The organism is Cellulomonas sp. HD19AZ1 (genome assembly GCF_004535805.1).
Classification (GTDB): Bacteria; Actinomycetota; Actinomycetes; order Actinomycetales; family Cellulomonadaceae; genus Cellulomonas; species Cellulomonas iranensis.
In genome coordinates this window covers 342,452-356,892 of record NZ_SPHX01000003.1, presented here as the reverse complement: position 1 = coordinate 356,892, position 14,441 = coordinate 342,452, and the positions used below count along the sequence as shown (strand labels likewise).

Here is a 14,441-nt window from a genome sequence, read left to right as displayed (position 1 = left end):
GTGCGCGGACGTCAGTCCGCGGCGGCGGTCCGGGCGACCACGGCGTCGTCCGGACCGCCGCGCGTCGCGGCCGCGGCGTCGGCGCGGACCGACGCGCGGGGGTCGTGGCCCGGCGGACGCAGCAGGTGCGCGACCGCGACCACGAGCAGCACGACGAGCGTCACGTTGCGCGCCGCGAGCACGAGCGTCGCGAGCGGCCACCCGGACACCACGTCGCCGTACCACCACGGGTAGACCCACTGGGTCGCGGCGGCGACGCCCAGCAGCGTGACCGCGGTGCGCCGCCACCACGGGCGCCCGAGCGCGAGCGCGACGGCCACCGGCGGTGCGAGCCACGACTGGAACTGCGGGCTGCCGACCTTGTTCGCGACGATCAGCGTGAGCGCCAGGACGAATGCGCCGCGCAGCACGAAGTCGCCCCGCAGGACGTCGTCCGACCAGAACCGGGCGCCGTCGCGGCGCCGGCACCACCACAGCAGCGCGGTCACGGCCAGCACGCCCGCCACGAGCACCGCGCCGAGCGCGTCGGCCGTGGCCTGCGTGCCGGGGCCGTCGATCTCCCACGTGACCAGGCCGCGGTTGAAGACGTGCTCGACGCGCGTCGTGAACAGCCCCGCGACGAGCCACGGCGTGGCCGCCACGGCCTCGAGCTGCAGGCCGCGCGCGTCCTGCTCGAGCACGAACGACGCGACCTCGTCGCCGCCGCCGAGCAGGGCGACCGTGCCCACCACGAGCGCGCACACCGCGGCGCCCGGCAGCACGACCCGCCGCCAGGGGCGTCGGGTCGCGAGCAGCAGCGGCAGCACCGCCGCGCCGGGGGCGACCTTGACCCACGCGCCCAGCGTGAGCAGCGCGGTCGAGGTGCGCGGGTGCGTCAGCGCGACCAGCAGCGCGACGAGCGTCACGGGTGCGGCGACCGCGTCGAGCCGGCCGATGGCGACAGGGCCGAGCAGCACGAGGAACGCGAGCCACCACACGGCCGCGACGTGGCCGTTGCGGCGCCGGAGCAGCAGCGCGACGGCGGCCGCGTCGAGCGCCGTGACGAGGCCGCACCAGGCGAGCGCGTAGGGCGCGTCCGGCGTCACGCCGGCGACGCCGGCGGCCAGCATCGGCAGCAGCGCGGCCGCCGGGTAGACCCACGGGCCGTCGAGCACGGGCCACGTCCCGGTGGTCAGACCGGTCGCGACCCAGCGCCGGTAGAGGTCCACGTCGCCGAACGACGCGCGCGCGAGCAGCGTCGTGCCCAGGTACGTCAGCCACAGGTGGGCGAGCACGAAGGCCAGCCACACCAGGGGTGTGCGGAGACGCGTCGGGACGACGGGTGCGCTCAGGGCGGGCCTCCGGTGTCGACGGCGGGTGAGGCGGCGTCAGGGTACGGGACGCTCGTGTGCGCCAGCCCGGTCCGGCGGGGGCGGCGCCGTCCCCGGCGCGCCGCGGCACGGCGGGCCGGGGCGCGCCTCAGACCGTGCGGTGCGGCGGGACCGTGGTCGGTGCGCCGTGCATGCCGCCGGGTGCGGGAGGGAAGCCCGGGGCGGCCTCGGCGGGGTCGGCGTCCTCGCGCTCGTCGGGGGCCGGGTCGGCCGTCGGTGCGGTCGCGACGACCGGGTCCGGCGTGCCGTCGGTGCGCGCCGCGGCCTCGTCGTCGAGCGGCTCGTCAGGGCTCGTGGGGACGGACATGGTCGGTCTCCTTCCGTGGTCCGGCAGCGGGACCTCCACCGTCCCACGGGGGGTCGCGCGCCGCGCGGCGACGTGCGCCCGCGCGCCGCGACGGTCGTCCCGGACGCCGGGTCCGCGGGGTCGCTACCCTCACGTCGGCGGTGACGGCGAGAGGCGGAGGCATGAGCAGCTGGGGCTGGACGACGCACGGCGACGGGCGCACCGTCGCACCGGGCGAGGTGGTGGCGCCCGACGAGCGCCTGGCGTGGGGTCGCACGATCGGCATCGGCATGCAGCACGTCGTCGCGATGTTCGGCGCGACGTTCCTCGTGCCGCTGCTCACGGGCTTCTCGCCGCAGACGACGCTGTTCTTCTCGGCGCTCGGCACGGCGGTGTTCCTGCTGCTCACGCGCAACAAGCTGCCCAGCTACCTGGGCTCGAGCTTCGCCTTCATCGCGCCGGTCGGGGCGGCCACGGCGGCCGGCGGCCAGTCCGTCGCGGTGGGCGGGATCCTCGTCACCGGGCTCGCGCTCGTGCTGGTCGGCGTGGTCGCGCACGTCGCCGGCACGCGGTGGATCGACGCGCTCATGCCCCCGGTGGTGACGGGCACGATCGTCGCGCTCATCGGCTTCAACCTCGCACCGGCCGCGTGGGGCAGCTGCCAGGACGGCGGGTCGTGCTCGGGGTTCCGGGCCGCACCCGTGACGGCGACGGTGACGCTGCTGTCGATCATCCTCGCGACCGTGCTGTTCCGCGGGATCCTCGGGCGGCTCTCGATCCTCGTCGGGGTGCTCGCGGGCTACGCGGTCGCGCTCGTGCGCCACGAGGTCGACCTGGACCCCGTGCGGGACGCGGCGTGGATCGGCCTGCCGCCGTTCGTCACCCCGACGTTCGACGTCGCGGTGCTGGGCCTGTTCCTGCCGGTCGTGCTGGTGCTCGTCGCCGAGAACGTCGGGCACGTGAAGTCGGTCGCGGCGATGACGAACCGCGACCTCGACCCGTACGTGGGCCGTGCGCTCATGGCGGACGGCCTCGCGACGACGCTCGCGGGCACCGGCGGCGGGTCGGGCACGACGACGTACGCCGAGAACATCGGCGTCATGGCGGCGTCCCGCGTGTACTCGACCGCCGCCTACTGGGTCGCGGCGGCCACGGCGCTCGTGCTGTCGCTGTCGCCCAAGTTCGGTGCGCTGGTCGCGACCATCCCCGCGGGCGTGCTCGGCGGTGCGGCGACCGTGCTGTACGGCATGATCGGCCTGCTCGGCGCCCGCATCTGGGTGCAGCACCGCGTCGACTTCTCCGCGCCCGTGAACCTCATGCCCGCGGCCGTCGCGCTCATCATCGGCATCGCGAACTTCGTGTGGACCGCGGGTGACCTGCGGTTCGAGGGCATCGCGCTCGGCACGGCCGCCGCGATCGGGCTCTACCACCTCATGCGGCTCGTGGCCCGGTGGCGGGGGACGAGCCAGGAGCCCGCGACGCCGGCCTCGGTGCCCGGCGGCGACGAGATCACGCACTGACGGGCGCCGGTGCGCGGTGCACGTCCGCCGCGCACCGGCCCCTCCGTCGGCCGCTCGGCCGGCGGGCTGCTCAGCCGGCGGGCTGGTCGCCCTCGGCGGGCTGCTCGCCCTCGGCCGGCTGCTCGCCCTCCGCCGGCTGCTCGCCGTCCGCGGGCTGCTCGCCCCCGTCCGCCTGCTCGCCGTCCTGGGTCGCGGCGGTGAGCTCGGAGAACGGCGTGCAGCCGCTCGGCCCCACGAGCGGGGTCGCCGGGTCGAGCACGACCTGCTCGGGCGGCAGCAGACCCTCGAACCCGGACCCGACGGTGAGGTCGATGCGCGCGTCCGCACGGTCGGCGAGCTGCAGCACGGCGTCCGGCAGGTACGCGAGCAGCGTGTACGCGGCCGCGCTGCCGGCCGGTCCGTAGACGATGCGGCCGACCCCGGACACCGACGGCGCGTTGTCGGTGGCGCCGACGACGAACCCGAGCCCGGTCAGCGACTGGGCCGTCTGCCGCGCGAGCCCCGCCGTGCCGGCGCCGTTGTACACGTCCACCGTGATCTGGTCGTTCGGCACGGGCAGCGCGCCCTCGGGCGGGCAGTAGACCGCGACGCTCTCCGCCGCGGCGGTCGGCTTCGCGGAGAAGCCGCGCTCGAAGAACGGCAGCGACAGGTTGTCGGTGTACATCGCCGCCGCGCCGAGCCCGGCCACGCCCAGCCCGGCGATGAGCACGCCGAACACGACGGCCTGCCGCTCGTGCACGTGCCGGCGGCGCAGCGCGCGCGCCCGGTCCTGGTCGCTCATGCTGCGCCCCCCGTCCTTCGCTCGACCCGGTCGCCGTGCGTCACGTCAGCACCAGCACCCGCGCGTGCAGCAGCGCCCGCTGGTGCAGCGCCGCGCGCACCGCGCGGTGCAGCCCGTCCTCGAGGTAGAGGACACCCTTGTACTCGACGACGTGCGCGAACAGGTCGCCGTAGAAGGTCGAGTCCTCGGCCAGCAGCGCGTCCAGGTCGAGCGTGCGCTTGGTGGTGACGAGCTCGTCGAGCCGCACCTGCCGCGGGGCGACGTCCGCCCACTGCGCCGGGGTCGTCAGCCCGTGGTCCGGGTACGGGCGCCCGTCGCCCACGGCCTTGAAGATCACGGGCCGAGTCTAGGGGGTCGGTGGCGGCCTGCCCGGGAGCGTCCACCTCGCGTCCCGGGCCTCACCTGCGGCGCGGGCGGCCCGTCGGTGCGAGCGTGGTCCGGACGGGTGAGCGGCGGACGCCGTCGGGCCCGGTCGGCGTGCCGTCGCTACAGTCGCGGGCATGCCGTCGCTGTACGCGCTCAAGCCCTGGTACACCCGGCGGCTGCACCGGTTCGTCGCGGGTGCCGTCGCGCGCGGGACGTCGCCCGACCTGTTCACGGCCGTGGGCGTCGTCGCGGCCGCGCTCGCGGGCGTCGCGCTCGCGTTCGCGTGGTGGCCGCTCGCGTTCCTGCTCCTGGCGGCGCGGCTCGCGGGCGCCAACCTCGACGGCGCGGTCGCGCGCGCCCGCGGCGTGTCGCGGCCGTGGGGCTTCGTGCTCAACGAGCTGGGCGACCGCGCGTCCGACCTGCTGATGTTCGCGGGGCTCGCGGTGCTCGCCGCCCGCACGGGCGGCGAGCCGCTCGTCGGGCTGTCGCCCCTGACGTGGGTGCTCGTGGCGGCCGTGGCGGCGACGCTGCCGACGGTCGTGTCGGTGTCCGGCGCGGGCGCGGGGGCGCCGCGGCTCAACGGCGGGCCGCTCGGCAAGACCGAGCGGTGCGCGCTCGCGGTCCTCGGCGCCGCGCTGCCCGGCCTGCTCGCGGGGGTCGCGCTCGTGGTCGTCGTCGGCTCGGTGCTGACCGCCGTGCTGCGCGCGCGCCGGATCCACCGCTCGCTCACGCGCGGGCCCGTCGGCTCCCCGGGGACGGTCGCGTGAGCGTCGACCCCACGCAGCGCCCGGGCGTGCTCGACCCGCTCGCCGCGTGGACCGGGCTGGACCGCACGGCGTACGCGCTCGACCTGCGGCTCGGCGGCTGGCACGTCGACCTCGACGGCCGGGCCGTGTTCCTGCTCGCCCTCACCGCGGGGATCCTCGCGGTCGCGGCCGTGCCCGTGCTCGCGTCGCGCCGGCCCGAGCTGCGGCGCCGCTGGACGACGTGGGCGCTGATCCTGCCCGTCATCGGCGTCCCGATGTGGCTCGGCCCGGGGCCCACGGCCGTGCTCGCGGCGCTGCTCGCGCTGCAGGCGGTGCGCGAGTACGCCGCGATGACGCGGCTGCCGCGCCCCGAGACCGCGATCCTGCTGGTCCTCGCGGTCGCCTACCCGCTCGCGGCGTGGCTCGACCCGGCGCTGCTCGGGCTCGTGCCGCTCGTGGCGCTGCTGTGCGCCGTGCCGGCGGTGCTCGCGGGCGACGTGGACCGCGGCGTCGAGCGCGCGACCGGTGCCGCGTTCGGGTCGATCTGGTTGTGCTGGTCGCTCGCGCACCTCGTGCTCGTCGGGTCGGACGCGTTCCTGCTGTGCTTCGCGGCCGCGGCGGCCGACGTCGCCGCGTGGTGCGGCGGGCAGGGGCTCAAGCGGTTCGCGTGGGCGCGTCGACCGCTGTCGCCGCTCAGCCCCAACAAGACCGTCGGCGGGCTCGTCGGGGCGGCGATCGGTGGCACGCTCGTCCTCGTGGTGCTCGGCGCGGTGTCGCCGGGACTGGTCGTCGCGGTCGTGCTCGGCGGTGTGGGAGGTGACCTGGTGGAGTCGATGGTGAAGCGGCGGGCGGGCGTCAAGGACGCGGGCACGTGGTTGCCCGGGTTCGGCGGCCTGCTGGACCGCGTGGACTCGCTGCTGCTGGTGCTGCCGCTCGCGTGGGTGCTGGCGTGAGCGCCGACGACCGCACGACGGCCGCCGACGACGCCGCGTCCTCCCCGGCGGCGGACACCCCGGGCGCTGCGGGCGCGCCCCCCGCGCACGGTCACCACGGCGGTCACGCGGGCGACGTGCTCGCGGCCTCGGGCGACGCGCTGCGGCGCCTGCGCCGCCGGGTGGGCCTGCCGCCGGGCTTCAACCTCGCCGGTGCCGTGCGGCACACCGTCTGGCGCAACGTGTTCCACCTGGTCGGCGGGTTCCGCGTCGTGGGCTCGGCGCCGTACGAGGCGATGGTCGTGGTCGCGAACCACTCGTCGCACGCCGACACCCCCGCGCTCATCGCGGCGTTCCCCGCGCCGTACAAGCCGGTGGTCGTCGCGGCCGACGACTACTGGTTCGACAACCCGTGGAAGGCCCGCGCGCTCCGGCTCGCGATCGGCGCGGTCCCGGTGCGGCGGCAGGGCGGCGGCGGGTACGAGTCGCTGCTCGACGGCGCGACGCAGGTGCTGGGCAGCGGGTCGAGCCTCCTGGTGTTCCCCGAGGGCACGCGGTCGACCGACGGGCGGCTCGGGCGGTTCCGCAGCGGCGCGCTGCGCATCGCGCAGGAGTTCGACGTGCCGATCCTGCCCGTGGCGGTCGTGGGCACGCACGAGCTGCTCGCGAAGAAGGGCCGCCTGACGCCGGGTCCCGTCGAGGTGCGGGTCGGTCACCCCGTCGACCCGCACGGCCTGACCGACATGGCGCCGCTCGTGGCGCAGATCGAGGGCATGCTCGCGGCCGGCCCGCCCGTGCCGTCCCGGTCGCGCACGTGGCGCGTGCTGCGGGGCGTGATGTCCGGCCCCGCGGGCATGGTCGGAGCGGTGGCCTGGGGCTTCGCCGAGGCCGTAAGCCTGCCCGTGACGTCCGAGATGTACCTCGTGCTGGTCGCGGCGTCCCACCCGCGGCGCGTCGTGCCGGCCGCCGCGTGCCTCGCGGTCGGGTCGGTCGCGGGCGTGCTCGTGACGCGCGCGCTCACGGCGCGCGGTGAACGTCCGCCCGCGCCGCTGACGACGCCCGCGATGCGGGCCCGCGCCGCGGCCGACCTGGCGGTCGGGGCGCGCGGCATCTGGCGGCAGGCCCTCAACGGCGTCCCGGTGAAGGTGTACGCGGCCGAGGCGGGTGCCGCGGGCGTGCCCGCGGTGCCGCTGGCCGCGCACGCGCTCGGCGCGCGGGGTGCGCGCGCGCTCGCGGTCGGTGCGGTCGTCGGGGCGGCGGCGGGCGTCGCGGCGCCGGTGCTCCGCCGGTTCTACGGCCCGTACCTCGCGGCTGCGGGCGTCACGTTCGGCGTGGGGCTCGCGGCGGTCGTGCGGCGCTGGAGCCGCTGACCGCCGCGAGCCCGCCCGCGGGTGCCGGCCCCCTCAGCGCGACAGCAGGACCACGCCGACGACCGCGAGCACCGCGATCGCTGCCTGCACGCCCGTCGTCACGAGCGTGAGCCGGCCGGTCTCGCGGCGGGCGGCGGCGAGCGCGGCCTCGCGGTCGCCGCCGGGGGCGACGACCGGGTCCTCGAGGGTCGGGCGGCGGCGCGCCAGGACGACGGCCGCGAGCGCGACGGCCGCGCCGCCGAGCGTGACGGGCGCGGCGGGGAGCGTGGCGACCTCCCACGCACGTCCCAGCAGCACCAGCACGACGGTCGGCACCATGGGCGCCATCACGACGAGCGACGCGCGCAGCGGGGAGCCGGTGACGAGGAACCGCAGCAGGGGCGTGCCGTAGCGCTGCAGCACGAACGGCGTGACGACCACGACCACGACGACCGCGAGGATCCCCACGGTCAGGGTCAGGGCACCTGACTTCACCCAGGCGCCGAGGCCGTTGAGCGCGGCGACGAACCCGGCGGCGCCGAGCGCGTAGGGCACCATGTCGCGGGGGTCGTCGGGCGTGGGGCGCGCCGCGGTCTCGGCGACCTGCTCGGCGTACCGGGTCGCGTCGCCGAACGCGTCCTGCGCGGTCGTGCCGGAGTCGAGCACGTGGGTCTCGATCTCGGTGAGGACGTCGCCGATCACGTCGCCGGGGACGTCCCGCAGGCGCAGCTCGAGGACGAGCGCCTCGGTCCAGTCGGGGTCGACGTGCGGTGCGAGGGTCGCGGGGTCGAGGCTCACGGGGCCACCTCCGGTGTCGTGACGAACGTCTGGGTGAGGGCGGCGAAGCGCGACCAGCGCGCGCCCTCGTCGTGCAGGTGCGTGCGGCCCGCGGCGGTGAGCGCGTAGTACTTGCGCCCGGGGCCGCCGTCGCCGGGCCGCCACTCCTCCTCCACGAGGCCCGCGGCGTGCAGGCGCGCGAGCAGGGGGTAGAGCGTGCCGCCCTTGATCTCCCCGAGGCCGGCGGCGGCGAGCCGCTGCGCGATCTCGTAGCCGTACGTGGCGCCGGCGGTGAGCACGCGCAGCACGCACAGCGTGAGGATGCCGCGCAGCCAGTCGCTCGGCCAGTCGGCCGGTACGGCGGTGCCGGGGGTGTCCTCGGCGCGGGAGCGGGTGGGCATGACTAGACAGTACGACTGACTAGATAGGAACACAACCTAGGTGCTCCGCCGGGTCCGACCCGCACCTCGGTACGTCGTCGAACCCCGACCCCGGAAACGGCGAAGGGCGCCCCGACCCGGAGGTCGGAGCGCCCTTCGCGAGAGCTGTCAGGCTCGCTGAGCGGAGGCTCAGGCGGGCTCGACGTTCGAGGCCTGGGGGCCCTTGGGGCCGGCCTGCACGTCGAACTGCACGCGCTGGTTCTCCTCGAGCGAGCGGTAGCCCTGCGTCTGGATGGCCGAGTAGTGGACGAAGACGTCCGGGCCGCCGTCCTCGGGGGCGATGAAGCCGAAGCCCTTCTCGGCGTTGAACCACTTCACGATGCCAGTAGGCACTGTCATTCTCCTCATGCGTGTACTACGACCCCGACGACCGGGACCGGGTGAATCACGGTGGCCGTCGTCCGCTCCGGAGAAGGTGGACAAGCACAGCACTGCGACTACGGGTACACAGTAGCCGGACACGGGCGTGCGAAGCGAGGCCTTCACCCCAAGTCGTCCCGGCCCGGACGGCGGACGCTCAGCCCGTGGACCCCTCGGCACCCGCGAGCACGCGTGCGCGCAGCCCGCGCAGCATGCCCCGCGTCATCACCGTGCTCAGCAGGCACGACCGCTCCGCCACGAGCCGCGACGCCGCCGACGTGTACACGTACCGCTCGCGCACCACGACCCGGGTGCCCCCGCGGGGGTCCGGCCGCAGCACGAACGCCCACGAGAACCCGTACGGCGGCGGCGCGGCCCCCGCGGGCGCGTCCGGTCCGCGCAGCACGAGCGCCCGGCCCGGGTCGACGACCGCGACGTCCAGCCCCTTCGCGGGGTGCAGCCGCACCACGTCACCCACCGCGAGGTCCTGCCACGCGGGCTCCACCCGGTCGGCCGAGCGGATGTCGCAGCCGACCAGGTTCTCGAGCACGTCGTACGAGTAGAACCCGCCGCGCCCCTGCCCGATCTGCACGAGCCACGGCCACACGTCCTGCGGACGTGCCGCGACACCGATCGCGCGCGTCGCGACGAGGTCCGCGCCCGGCGTCAGGTCGTCGCCCGGCAGCGTCGCGTCCAGCTCGTCCTCGCGCGCGCCCCACTGCAGGCCCCACGCGCGCACCACGGGCAGGCCCGCGACGCCCAGCGCGAGCGTCGTCCCCAGCACCTCGCGCGGGCGCGGCAGCGGCAGGCGCAGGGTCAGGTGTCGGCGGTCCACGCGTCCACCGCACCACGCGGCGCCCGCGGGCGGTTGAGCCGAACGTCCCGTCCGCCGCGCCGGGCCGGGCGTGCCACGCTGGGTCGATGAGCAGCCAGCCCGACCCCGCCGGCACCGCCACGCCCCCGACCGGCGCCCTCACCGACGTGCGCGGCGTCCGCGTCGGGCACGTGCAGCGCGTCGGCGACGGGTGGCTCACCGGCGTGACCGTCGTCCTCCCGCCACCCGGCACGGTCGGCGGCGTCGACGTGCGCGGCGGCGGACCCGGCACGCACGAGACCGACGCGCTCGACCCGCGCACGCTCGTGCCGACGGTCGACGCGGTCGTGCTCACGGGCGGCAGCGCGTTCGGCCTCGTCGCCGCGCACGGTGCGCAGCGGTGGTGCGCCGAGCAGGGGCGGGGGTTCCCCGTGTCGCCCGTGCCGGGCCGCGTCGTGCCGATCGTGCCGGCAGCGGCCGTGTTCGACCTCGGACGCGGCGGCGACTTCACGGCGCGCCCCACCGAGCAGATGGGCCACGACGCCGCGGCCGCCGCGCACGCGTCGGGCGACGGCGCACCCGTCGCGCGGGGCGGGGTCGGCGCCGGCACGGGGGCGGCGCTCGCGGGCGCGTCCTACCGCGGCGGCGTCGGCACGGCGTCGGTGCGCCTGCCCGACGGGCCGGCCGCGGGCGTCGTCGTCGGCGCGCTCGTCGTCGTCAACGCCGCGGGCGCGCCGACGGGCCTCGGCGCCCCCGCCGCCGCACCCGGCGGTGCGCTCGACGCCGACGGCGCGCGCGTCGTCGACGCCCCCGCCGACCCGCCGCTCAACACCACGCTCGTCGTCGTCGCGACCGACGCCGCGCTCGACCCCGCCGAGACCTCACGCACCGCGACCACCGCCCACGACGGGCTGGCGCGCGCGCTCGACCCCGTGCACACGCTCGCCGACGGCGACACGGTCTTCGCGCTCGCGACCCAGGCGGTCGCGCTGCCCGCCCCGCGACCCGACCGCGTCGCGGCGCTCGTCGCGGTGCAGGCGGCCGCCGCCACCGCGGTCGAGCGCGCGGTCGTCGACGCCGTGCGGTCGGCGCGCGGCGTGCGCACGCCCGCGGTCGAGCTGCCGGGCTGGACGGACTGACACCCGGCCGACGGACCCCCGCGGCACGCCGCGCCCGGCCCGCACGGCCACGTCACCCGGACGGTCTACGTCCCGCGCGCCCGGGCGCTGCCGCGACTCGCTACGCTCCCGCTCGCACGGACCCGCGACCGGGTCCCCCCGAGCCGGGAGCCAGCATGAGCACGAGGACGCGCGCGGCAGTCGCGGTCGGGACACTGATCGGGTTCTACCTGTTCGCCGGAGCGCTCGTGGTCGGCCTCGGGCTGCTCGCGGTCCTGGCCGTCCGGTCGGGCTCGGGCGCCAACGGCGTCAAGCTCGCGGCCTTCGCGGCGCTCGCGCTGGGCGGCATCGTCGTCGCCCTGTGGAAGGTCGCCCGGGCGCGCCCGGCGCCGCCCTCCGGCCCGCTCGTGCTGCGGTCCGACGCGCCCGAGCTGTGGGGTGTGGTCGACGAGGTCGCCGCGCTCGCGGGCACGGCCGGGCCCGACGAGATCCGGCTCGTCCCCGAGGTCAACGCCGGCGTCATGGAGGACGCGCGACTGCTGGGCCTCGTCGGTGGCACGCGGCGGATGGTCCTGGGCGTGCCGCTGCTGCACGGCCTGACCGTCTCCCAGCTCCGCTCGGTGCTCGCGCACGAGCTCGGTCACTACTCGCACGACGACACCCGGCTGTCGGTGGTCGTGCACCGGGGTCGGGAGGTCATCGGCGCGACCGTCGAGCAGCTCTCGGGGTCGCTGCCCGGCTGGCTGCTGCGGCAGTACGGCAAGCTCTACCTGCTGGTCTCGGCCGCGACGAGCCGTCGCCAGGAGCTCGCGGCCGACGCGTTGTCCGTCCGCGCCGTGGGCCGTGCGACCGCGCAGTCGGCGCTGCGCGAGGTCGGCGTCGTCGACGCCGCGTGGGACTTCTACCTGGGTCAGTACGTCAGCACGGGGTGGGACGTCGGCCTCGCCCCGTCTCCCGCGGCGTTCTTCGGCGGGTTCCCGCAGCTGCTGGCCGCACGTCACGGCGAGCTCGGCGACCTGCGCACCGCGTCGTCCGACGGCCGCGGCAGCCGCTGGGACAGCCACCCGCCGACGGACGAGCGGCTCGTCGCGATGGACCGCCTGCCCGACGTCGCGCACGTGCCCGACGGTCGCCCCGCGCGCGTGCTCGTCCCGCGGCTCGATCAGCTCGCGGCCGCGCTGGCCGACGAGACGGTCGCCTACGAGGACCGTCGCCGGCTCGACTGGCCCGACCTGGTGCCGCCCGCCGTCGCGGCGGACGAGCAGCGCCGCGCCGACGCCGTGCACCGCGTGGTCGCCCGGCTGGCGGGCGTGCCGCGCGGCAGCGTGGGCGCCCTGCTCGACCTGGTCGAGCAGGGGCGTGGCGTGCAGCTCGCGCGCGAGCTCGGCCTCGAGCCCGCTCCGGTCCACGCACCGGACGCCAACGCCTTCGGCGGTGCGACCCTCGTGGACGCGCTGGCCTCCGTGCTGGGAGCCGCGCTCGTCGCCGCGGGCGCCGCGCGGTGGACGCTCGACTGGGCCGGCCCCGCCGCGCTGCGCACGACGGCCGACGAGCCCGTCGACCTCGCCGCGCACGCCCGGCGCGCGGCCGACCCCGCGCAGGTCGCGCACGTGCGCGCCTGGCTCGTCGACCTGGGTGTGGACGTCGAGGCGGTCGGCCAGGTCGCCGAGCGTGCGACCGCGCACGGCGCGAGCGTCGTCGCCGGGCTCGCGACCGTGGCTGTCGACGGTGCGCCCCACGACGTGCTGGTCCTCGACCGCGGCCTCGTCCTGGTGCCGTGCCCCAAGAAGCCCGAGGGCGGCAAGGCCCGGCTCGCCGCCTACCTCGACGTCCCGGTGCACCGCCTCGCCGAGACGCACCGCTACGTCGCCTACGAGGACGTGCGCGCGGCGACCGTCCGGCGCGCGGTGCCCGTGCACGCGGTCCTCGCGCTGCACGACGGCACGACGATCGTGCTGAAGGAGCGGTGGACGGGCGACACGCTGACGAAGCAGTCGCAGGAGGTGCTGGCGGGCCACCTGGCGTCGTTCGCGCCCCTGGACGAGGCGGCCGCCCGGACCCCGTGAGGCTCGCCCCGGCCGGGCCGCACCCGGACCGGCGCCTCGCGTCGGCCCCTCAGGCCAGGCCCAGCAGCTCCTCGCTGCGCTCCCACAGCACGCGCGCGAGCGTCGGGTCGTCGCCGCGGTGGTTGACGCGCGCGATCCGGCCGTCGGCCCAGTACTGGCCGGACGGCCAGTCGACGTCGGGCCGCTCGCCGGCCAGGCGCACGAGGTCCGCGGCGCCCTGCTCGGGCGTGCGCAGCACGCGCTGGCCGAGCGGCGACCGGTAGAACCAGCCGAACAGGTCGTGCGACGTGCCCGCGAAGCTCGTCGCGACGCCGCCCGGGTGCACGGCCGCCGACGCCAGGCCGGCGCGGTGGTACCGGCGGTGCAGCTCGCGCGTGAACAGCAGGTTCGCGAGCTTCGCGTCGGCGTACGCGCGGAACGGCACGTAGCGCCGCTCGTCGTGCCGGCCGCCCAGCACCAGGGCGTCGGCCGTCGTCAGGCGCGACACGCGGTGCGCCGCGCTCGACGTCGTCACCACCGCCGGGCCGTCCGACGCGAGCAGGCGGTCCAGCAGCAGGTGCGTCAGCAGGAACGGCGCGAGGTGGTCCACCTGGAACGTCGTCTCGAGGCCGTCCTGCGTCCACGTCAGCTCGGGGAACAGGCCGCCCGCGTTGTTCACCAGCGCGTCGATGCGCGGGTGCGCCGTGAGCAGCTCGTCGGCGAGCGCGCGCACCTGCGCCAGGTCCGTGAAGTCCGCGAGGTGCGCGGTCGCCCCGGCCTCGTCCGCGACGCGCCGTGTGCGCTCGGCGTTCCGGCCGACGACGACGACCTCGTGGCCCGCCGCGGCGAGCGCGCGCGCCGCGGCGGCGCCGATCCCGTCGCTCGCTCCCGTGACGACGACCGTGCGGGGGTGGTGGGTCACGCGGGGCTCCTCGGGGTGCGGGATCGTCGGACGGGCGTCGGCGGGGGTCAGCGGGCGTCGAGCAGCCCGCGCAGGTACGCGGCCTGCCCGGTGTGCTCGAGGCAGTCCGCCAGCACGCTGACGAGCCGCACGCCGAGCGTCACCGGCGGGTCCCACTCCTCGTCGACGACCGTGCCGAGGTCGTCGTCGTCGATCCGCTCGAGGTACGCCAGGGTCTGCGCGGTCGTCGCGTCGAGGTAGCCGAGCAGCAGCGCCGGGTCCGCGTCGACGCGCGCGACGTCGGCGGGGGACTGGCCGTAGCCGGTCGCGTCGGCGGCGAACGGCAGCGCGAGGCGCGCCGCCCAGCCGTCGGCCGTCCACACCTGCTCGACGCCCGCGAGCGGCGCGACCTGCGCGTCCTGCACGCGCGCGGTGTGCCACACGAGCCACGCGAGCGTGTTGGCGCGCGGGCCGGGGCGCCACGTGCGGCCCGCGATGTCCACGCCCTCGAGCGCGCGTCGCAGCGCGGGCGGCACCCGCTCGAACCCGTCGGCCAGCACCGTGCGTGCACCTGTTCCCGTCACGGGCCCGACGCTACGACGCGCGGCTGTGCGCCGCACGGCGACCTCGCGTGCC

The 14,441-nt window shown here is 77.1% G+C and carries 16 protein-coding genes; 6 read left to right on the top strand and 10 right to left on the bottom strand.

The window, feature by feature from the left end:
* Positions 1 to 11: 11 nt before the first annotated feature.
* Together E4A51_RS07820 and E4A51_RS07815 are read right to left on the bottom strand one after the other, a co-directional pair.
* Positions 12 to 1,289 carry a glycosyltransferase 87 family protein gene (locus tag E4A51_RS07820; protein WP_052748333.1) on the bottom strand — a complete coding sequence of 426 codons (1,278 nt, stop codon included), beginning with the start codon at positions 1,287 to 1,289 and terminating at the stop codon, positions 12 to 14.
* Positions 1,290 to 1,458: 169 nt separating this feature from the next.
* Positions 1,459 to 1,677, bottom strand: coding sequence for a hypothetical protein (locus E4A51_RS07815; RefSeq protein ID WP_070319780.1), 219 nt, complete (start codon positions 1,675 to 1,677; stop codon positions 1,459 to 1,461).
* A gap of 161 nt (positions 1,678 to 1,838) precedes the next feature.
* Between E4A51_RS07815 and E4A51_RS07810 the strand changes: the two genes are divergently transcribed.
* The gene (locus E4A51_RS07810; protein ID WP_070319781.1) at positions 1,839 to 3,176 is read left to right on the top strand and encodes a uracil-xanthine permease family protein; all 1,338 of its coding nucleotides are present in this window, start codon (positions 1,839 to 1,841) and stop codon (positions 3,174 to 3,176) included.
* 70 nt (positions 3,177 to 3,246) lie between these two features.
* Here the strand turns inward: E4A51_RS07810 and E4A51_RS07805 are convergent, their stop codons facing one another.
* Together E4A51_RS07805 and E4A51_RS07800 are read right to left on the bottom strand one after the other, a co-directional pair.
* On the bottom strand, positions 3,247 to 3,957 hold the full coding sequence (locus E4A51_RS07805; protein WP_134851367.1) for a LytR C-terminal domain-containing protein: 711 nt from the start codon (positions 3,955 to 3,957) through the stop codon (positions 3,247 to 3,249).
* Positions 3,958 to 3,997: 40 nt separating this feature from the next.
* Complete coding sequence (locus tag E4A51_RS07800) at positions 3,998 to 4,294, bottom strand: type II toxin-antitoxin system VapB family antitoxin (protein ID WP_046529352.1); 297 nt, start codon at positions 4,292 to 4,294, stop codon at positions 3,998 to 4,000.
* 163 nt (positions 4,295 to 4,457) lie between these two features.
* Between E4A51_RS07800 and E4A51_RS07795 the strand changes: the two genes are divergently transcribed.
* Genes E4A51_RS07795 through E4A51_RS07785 form a run of 3 tightly spaced genes read left to right on the top strand, consistent with a single transcriptional unit; the run spans position 4,458 to position 7,371 of the window.
* Positions 4,458 to 5,090, top strand: a complete 633-nt coding sequence (locus E4A51_RS07795; RefSeq protein ID WP_134851366.1) for a CDP-alcohol phosphatidyltransferase family protein — start codon at positions 4,458 to 4,460, stop codon at positions 5,088 to 5,090.
* The gene (locus E4A51_RS07790) at positions 5,087 to 6,022 is read left to right on the top strand and encodes a phosphatidate cytidylyltransferase (RefSeq protein ID WP_052748332.1); all 936 of its coding nucleotides are present in this window, start codon (positions 5,087 to 5,089) and stop codon (positions 6,020 to 6,022) included. Before E4A51_RS07795 ends, E4A51_RS07790 begins: the two co-directional genes overlap by 4 nt.
* The gene (locus tag E4A51_RS07785) at positions 6,019 to 7,371 is read left to right on the top strand and encodes a lysophospholipid acyltransferase family protein (RefSeq protein WP_134851365.1); all 1,353 of its coding nucleotides are present in this window, start codon (positions 6,019 to 6,021) and stop codon (positions 7,369 to 7,371) included. The genes E4A51_RS07790 and E4A51_RS07785 overlap by 4 nt, the downstream gene beginning before the upstream one ends.
* 33 nt (positions 7,372 to 7,404) lie before the next feature.
* Here E4A51_RS07785 and E4A51_RS18270 read toward each other — a convergent pair whose 3' ends face one another.
* From E4A51_RS18270 to E4A51_RS07765, 4 genes are all read right to left on the bottom strand, one after another.
* The gene (locus tag E4A51_RS18270; RefSeq protein WP_052748331.1) at positions 7,405 to 8,148 is read right to left on the bottom strand and encodes a hypothetical protein; all 744 of its coding nucleotides are present in this window, start codon (positions 8,146 to 8,148) and stop codon (positions 7,405 to 7,407) included.
* Positions 8,145 to 8,528: a PadR family transcriptional regulator gene (locus tag E4A51_RS07775; protein ID WP_134851364.1), complete on the bottom strand. Its 384-nt coding sequence runs from the start codon at positions 8,526 to 8,528 to the stop codon at positions 8,145 to 8,147. The genes E4A51_RS18270 and E4A51_RS07775 overlap by 4 nt, the downstream gene beginning before the upstream one ends.
* A gap of 168 nt (positions 8,529 to 8,696) precedes the next feature.
* Positions 8,697 to 8,900, bottom strand: a complete 204-nt coding sequence (locus E4A51_RS07770) for a cold-shock protein (RefSeq protein ID WP_046529349.1) — start codon at positions 8,898 to 8,900, stop codon at positions 8,697 to 8,699.
* Between the two features lie 184 nt (positions 8,901 to 9,084).
* On the bottom strand, positions 9,085 to 9,762 hold the full coding sequence (locus tag E4A51_RS07765) for an SRPBCC family protein (RefSeq protein WP_240696417.1): 678 nt from the start codon (positions 9,760 to 9,762) through the stop codon (positions 9,085 to 9,087).
* An 86-nt stretch (positions 9,763 to 9,848) separates the two neighbouring features.
* On the opposite strand from E4A51_RS07765, the gene E4A51_RS07760 reads away from it, so the two are divergent.
* On the top strand, positions 9,849 to 10,880 hold the full coding sequence (locus E4A51_RS07760; protein ID WP_134851363.1) for a P1 family peptidase: 1,032 nt from the start codon (positions 9,849 to 9,851) through the stop codon (positions 10,878 to 10,880).
* 155 nt (positions 10,881 to 11,035) lie between these two features.
* A complete protein-coding gene (locus E4A51_RS07755; RefSeq protein ID WP_087510510.1) occupies positions 11,036 to 12,925 on the top strand; it encodes a M48 family metallopeptidase in 1,890 nt (629 codons plus the stop codon).
* A gap of 49 nt (positions 12,926 to 12,974) precedes the next feature.
* Here the strand turns inward: E4A51_RS07755 and E4A51_RS07750 are convergent, their stop codons facing one another.
* Together E4A51_RS07750 and E4A51_RS18695 are read right to left on the bottom strand one after the other, a co-directional pair.
* The gene (locus E4A51_RS07750; protein WP_134851362.1) at positions 12,975 to 13,826 is read right to left on the bottom strand and encodes an SDR family NAD(P)-dependent oxidoreductase; all 852 of its coding nucleotides are present in this window, start codon (positions 13,824 to 13,826) and stop codon (positions 12,975 to 12,977) included.
* Positions 13,827 to 13,873: 47 nt separating this feature from the next.
* Entirely contained in the window at positions 13,874 to 14,389 is a 516-nt protein-coding gene (locus tag E4A51_RS18695; RefSeq protein WP_240696416.1) for a DUF664 domain-containing protein, read from the bottom strand.
* Positions 14,390 to 14,441: the final 52 nt, after the last annotated feature.

What these genes read in the sequence shown, in the direction of transcription:
- E4A51_RS07815 (WP_070319780.1), bottom strand. Translation starts at nt 1,677, where the DNA reads ATGTCCGTCCCCACGAGCCCTGACGAGCCGCTCGACGACGAGGCCGCG.
- E4A51_RS07810 (WP_070319781.1), top strand. Translation starts at nt 1,839, where the DNA reads ATGAGCAGCTGGGGCTGGACGACGCACGGCGACGGGCGCACCGTCGCA.
- E4A51_RS07805 (WP_134851367.1), bottom strand. Translation starts at nt 3,957, where the DNA reads ATGAGCGACCAGGACCGGGCGCGCGCGCTGCGCCGCCGGCACGTGCAC.
- E4A51_RS07795 (WP_134851366.1), top strand. Translation starts at nt 4,458, where the DNA reads ATGCCGTCGCTGTACGCGCTCAAGCCCTGGTACACCCGGCGGCTGCAC.
- E4A51_RS07775 (WP_134851364.1), bottom strand. Translation starts at nt 8,528, where the DNA reads ATGCCCACCCGCTCCCGCGCCGAGGACACCCCCGGCACCGCCGTACCG.
- E4A51_RS07760 (WP_134851363.1), top strand. Translation starts at nt 9,849, where the DNA reads ATGAGCAGCCAGCCCGACCCCGCCGGCACCGCCACGCCCCCGACCGGC.
- E4A51_RS07755 (WP_087510510.1), top strand. Translation starts at nt 11,036, where the DNA reads ATGAGCACGAGGACGCGCGCGGCAGTCGCGGTCGGGACACTGATCGGG.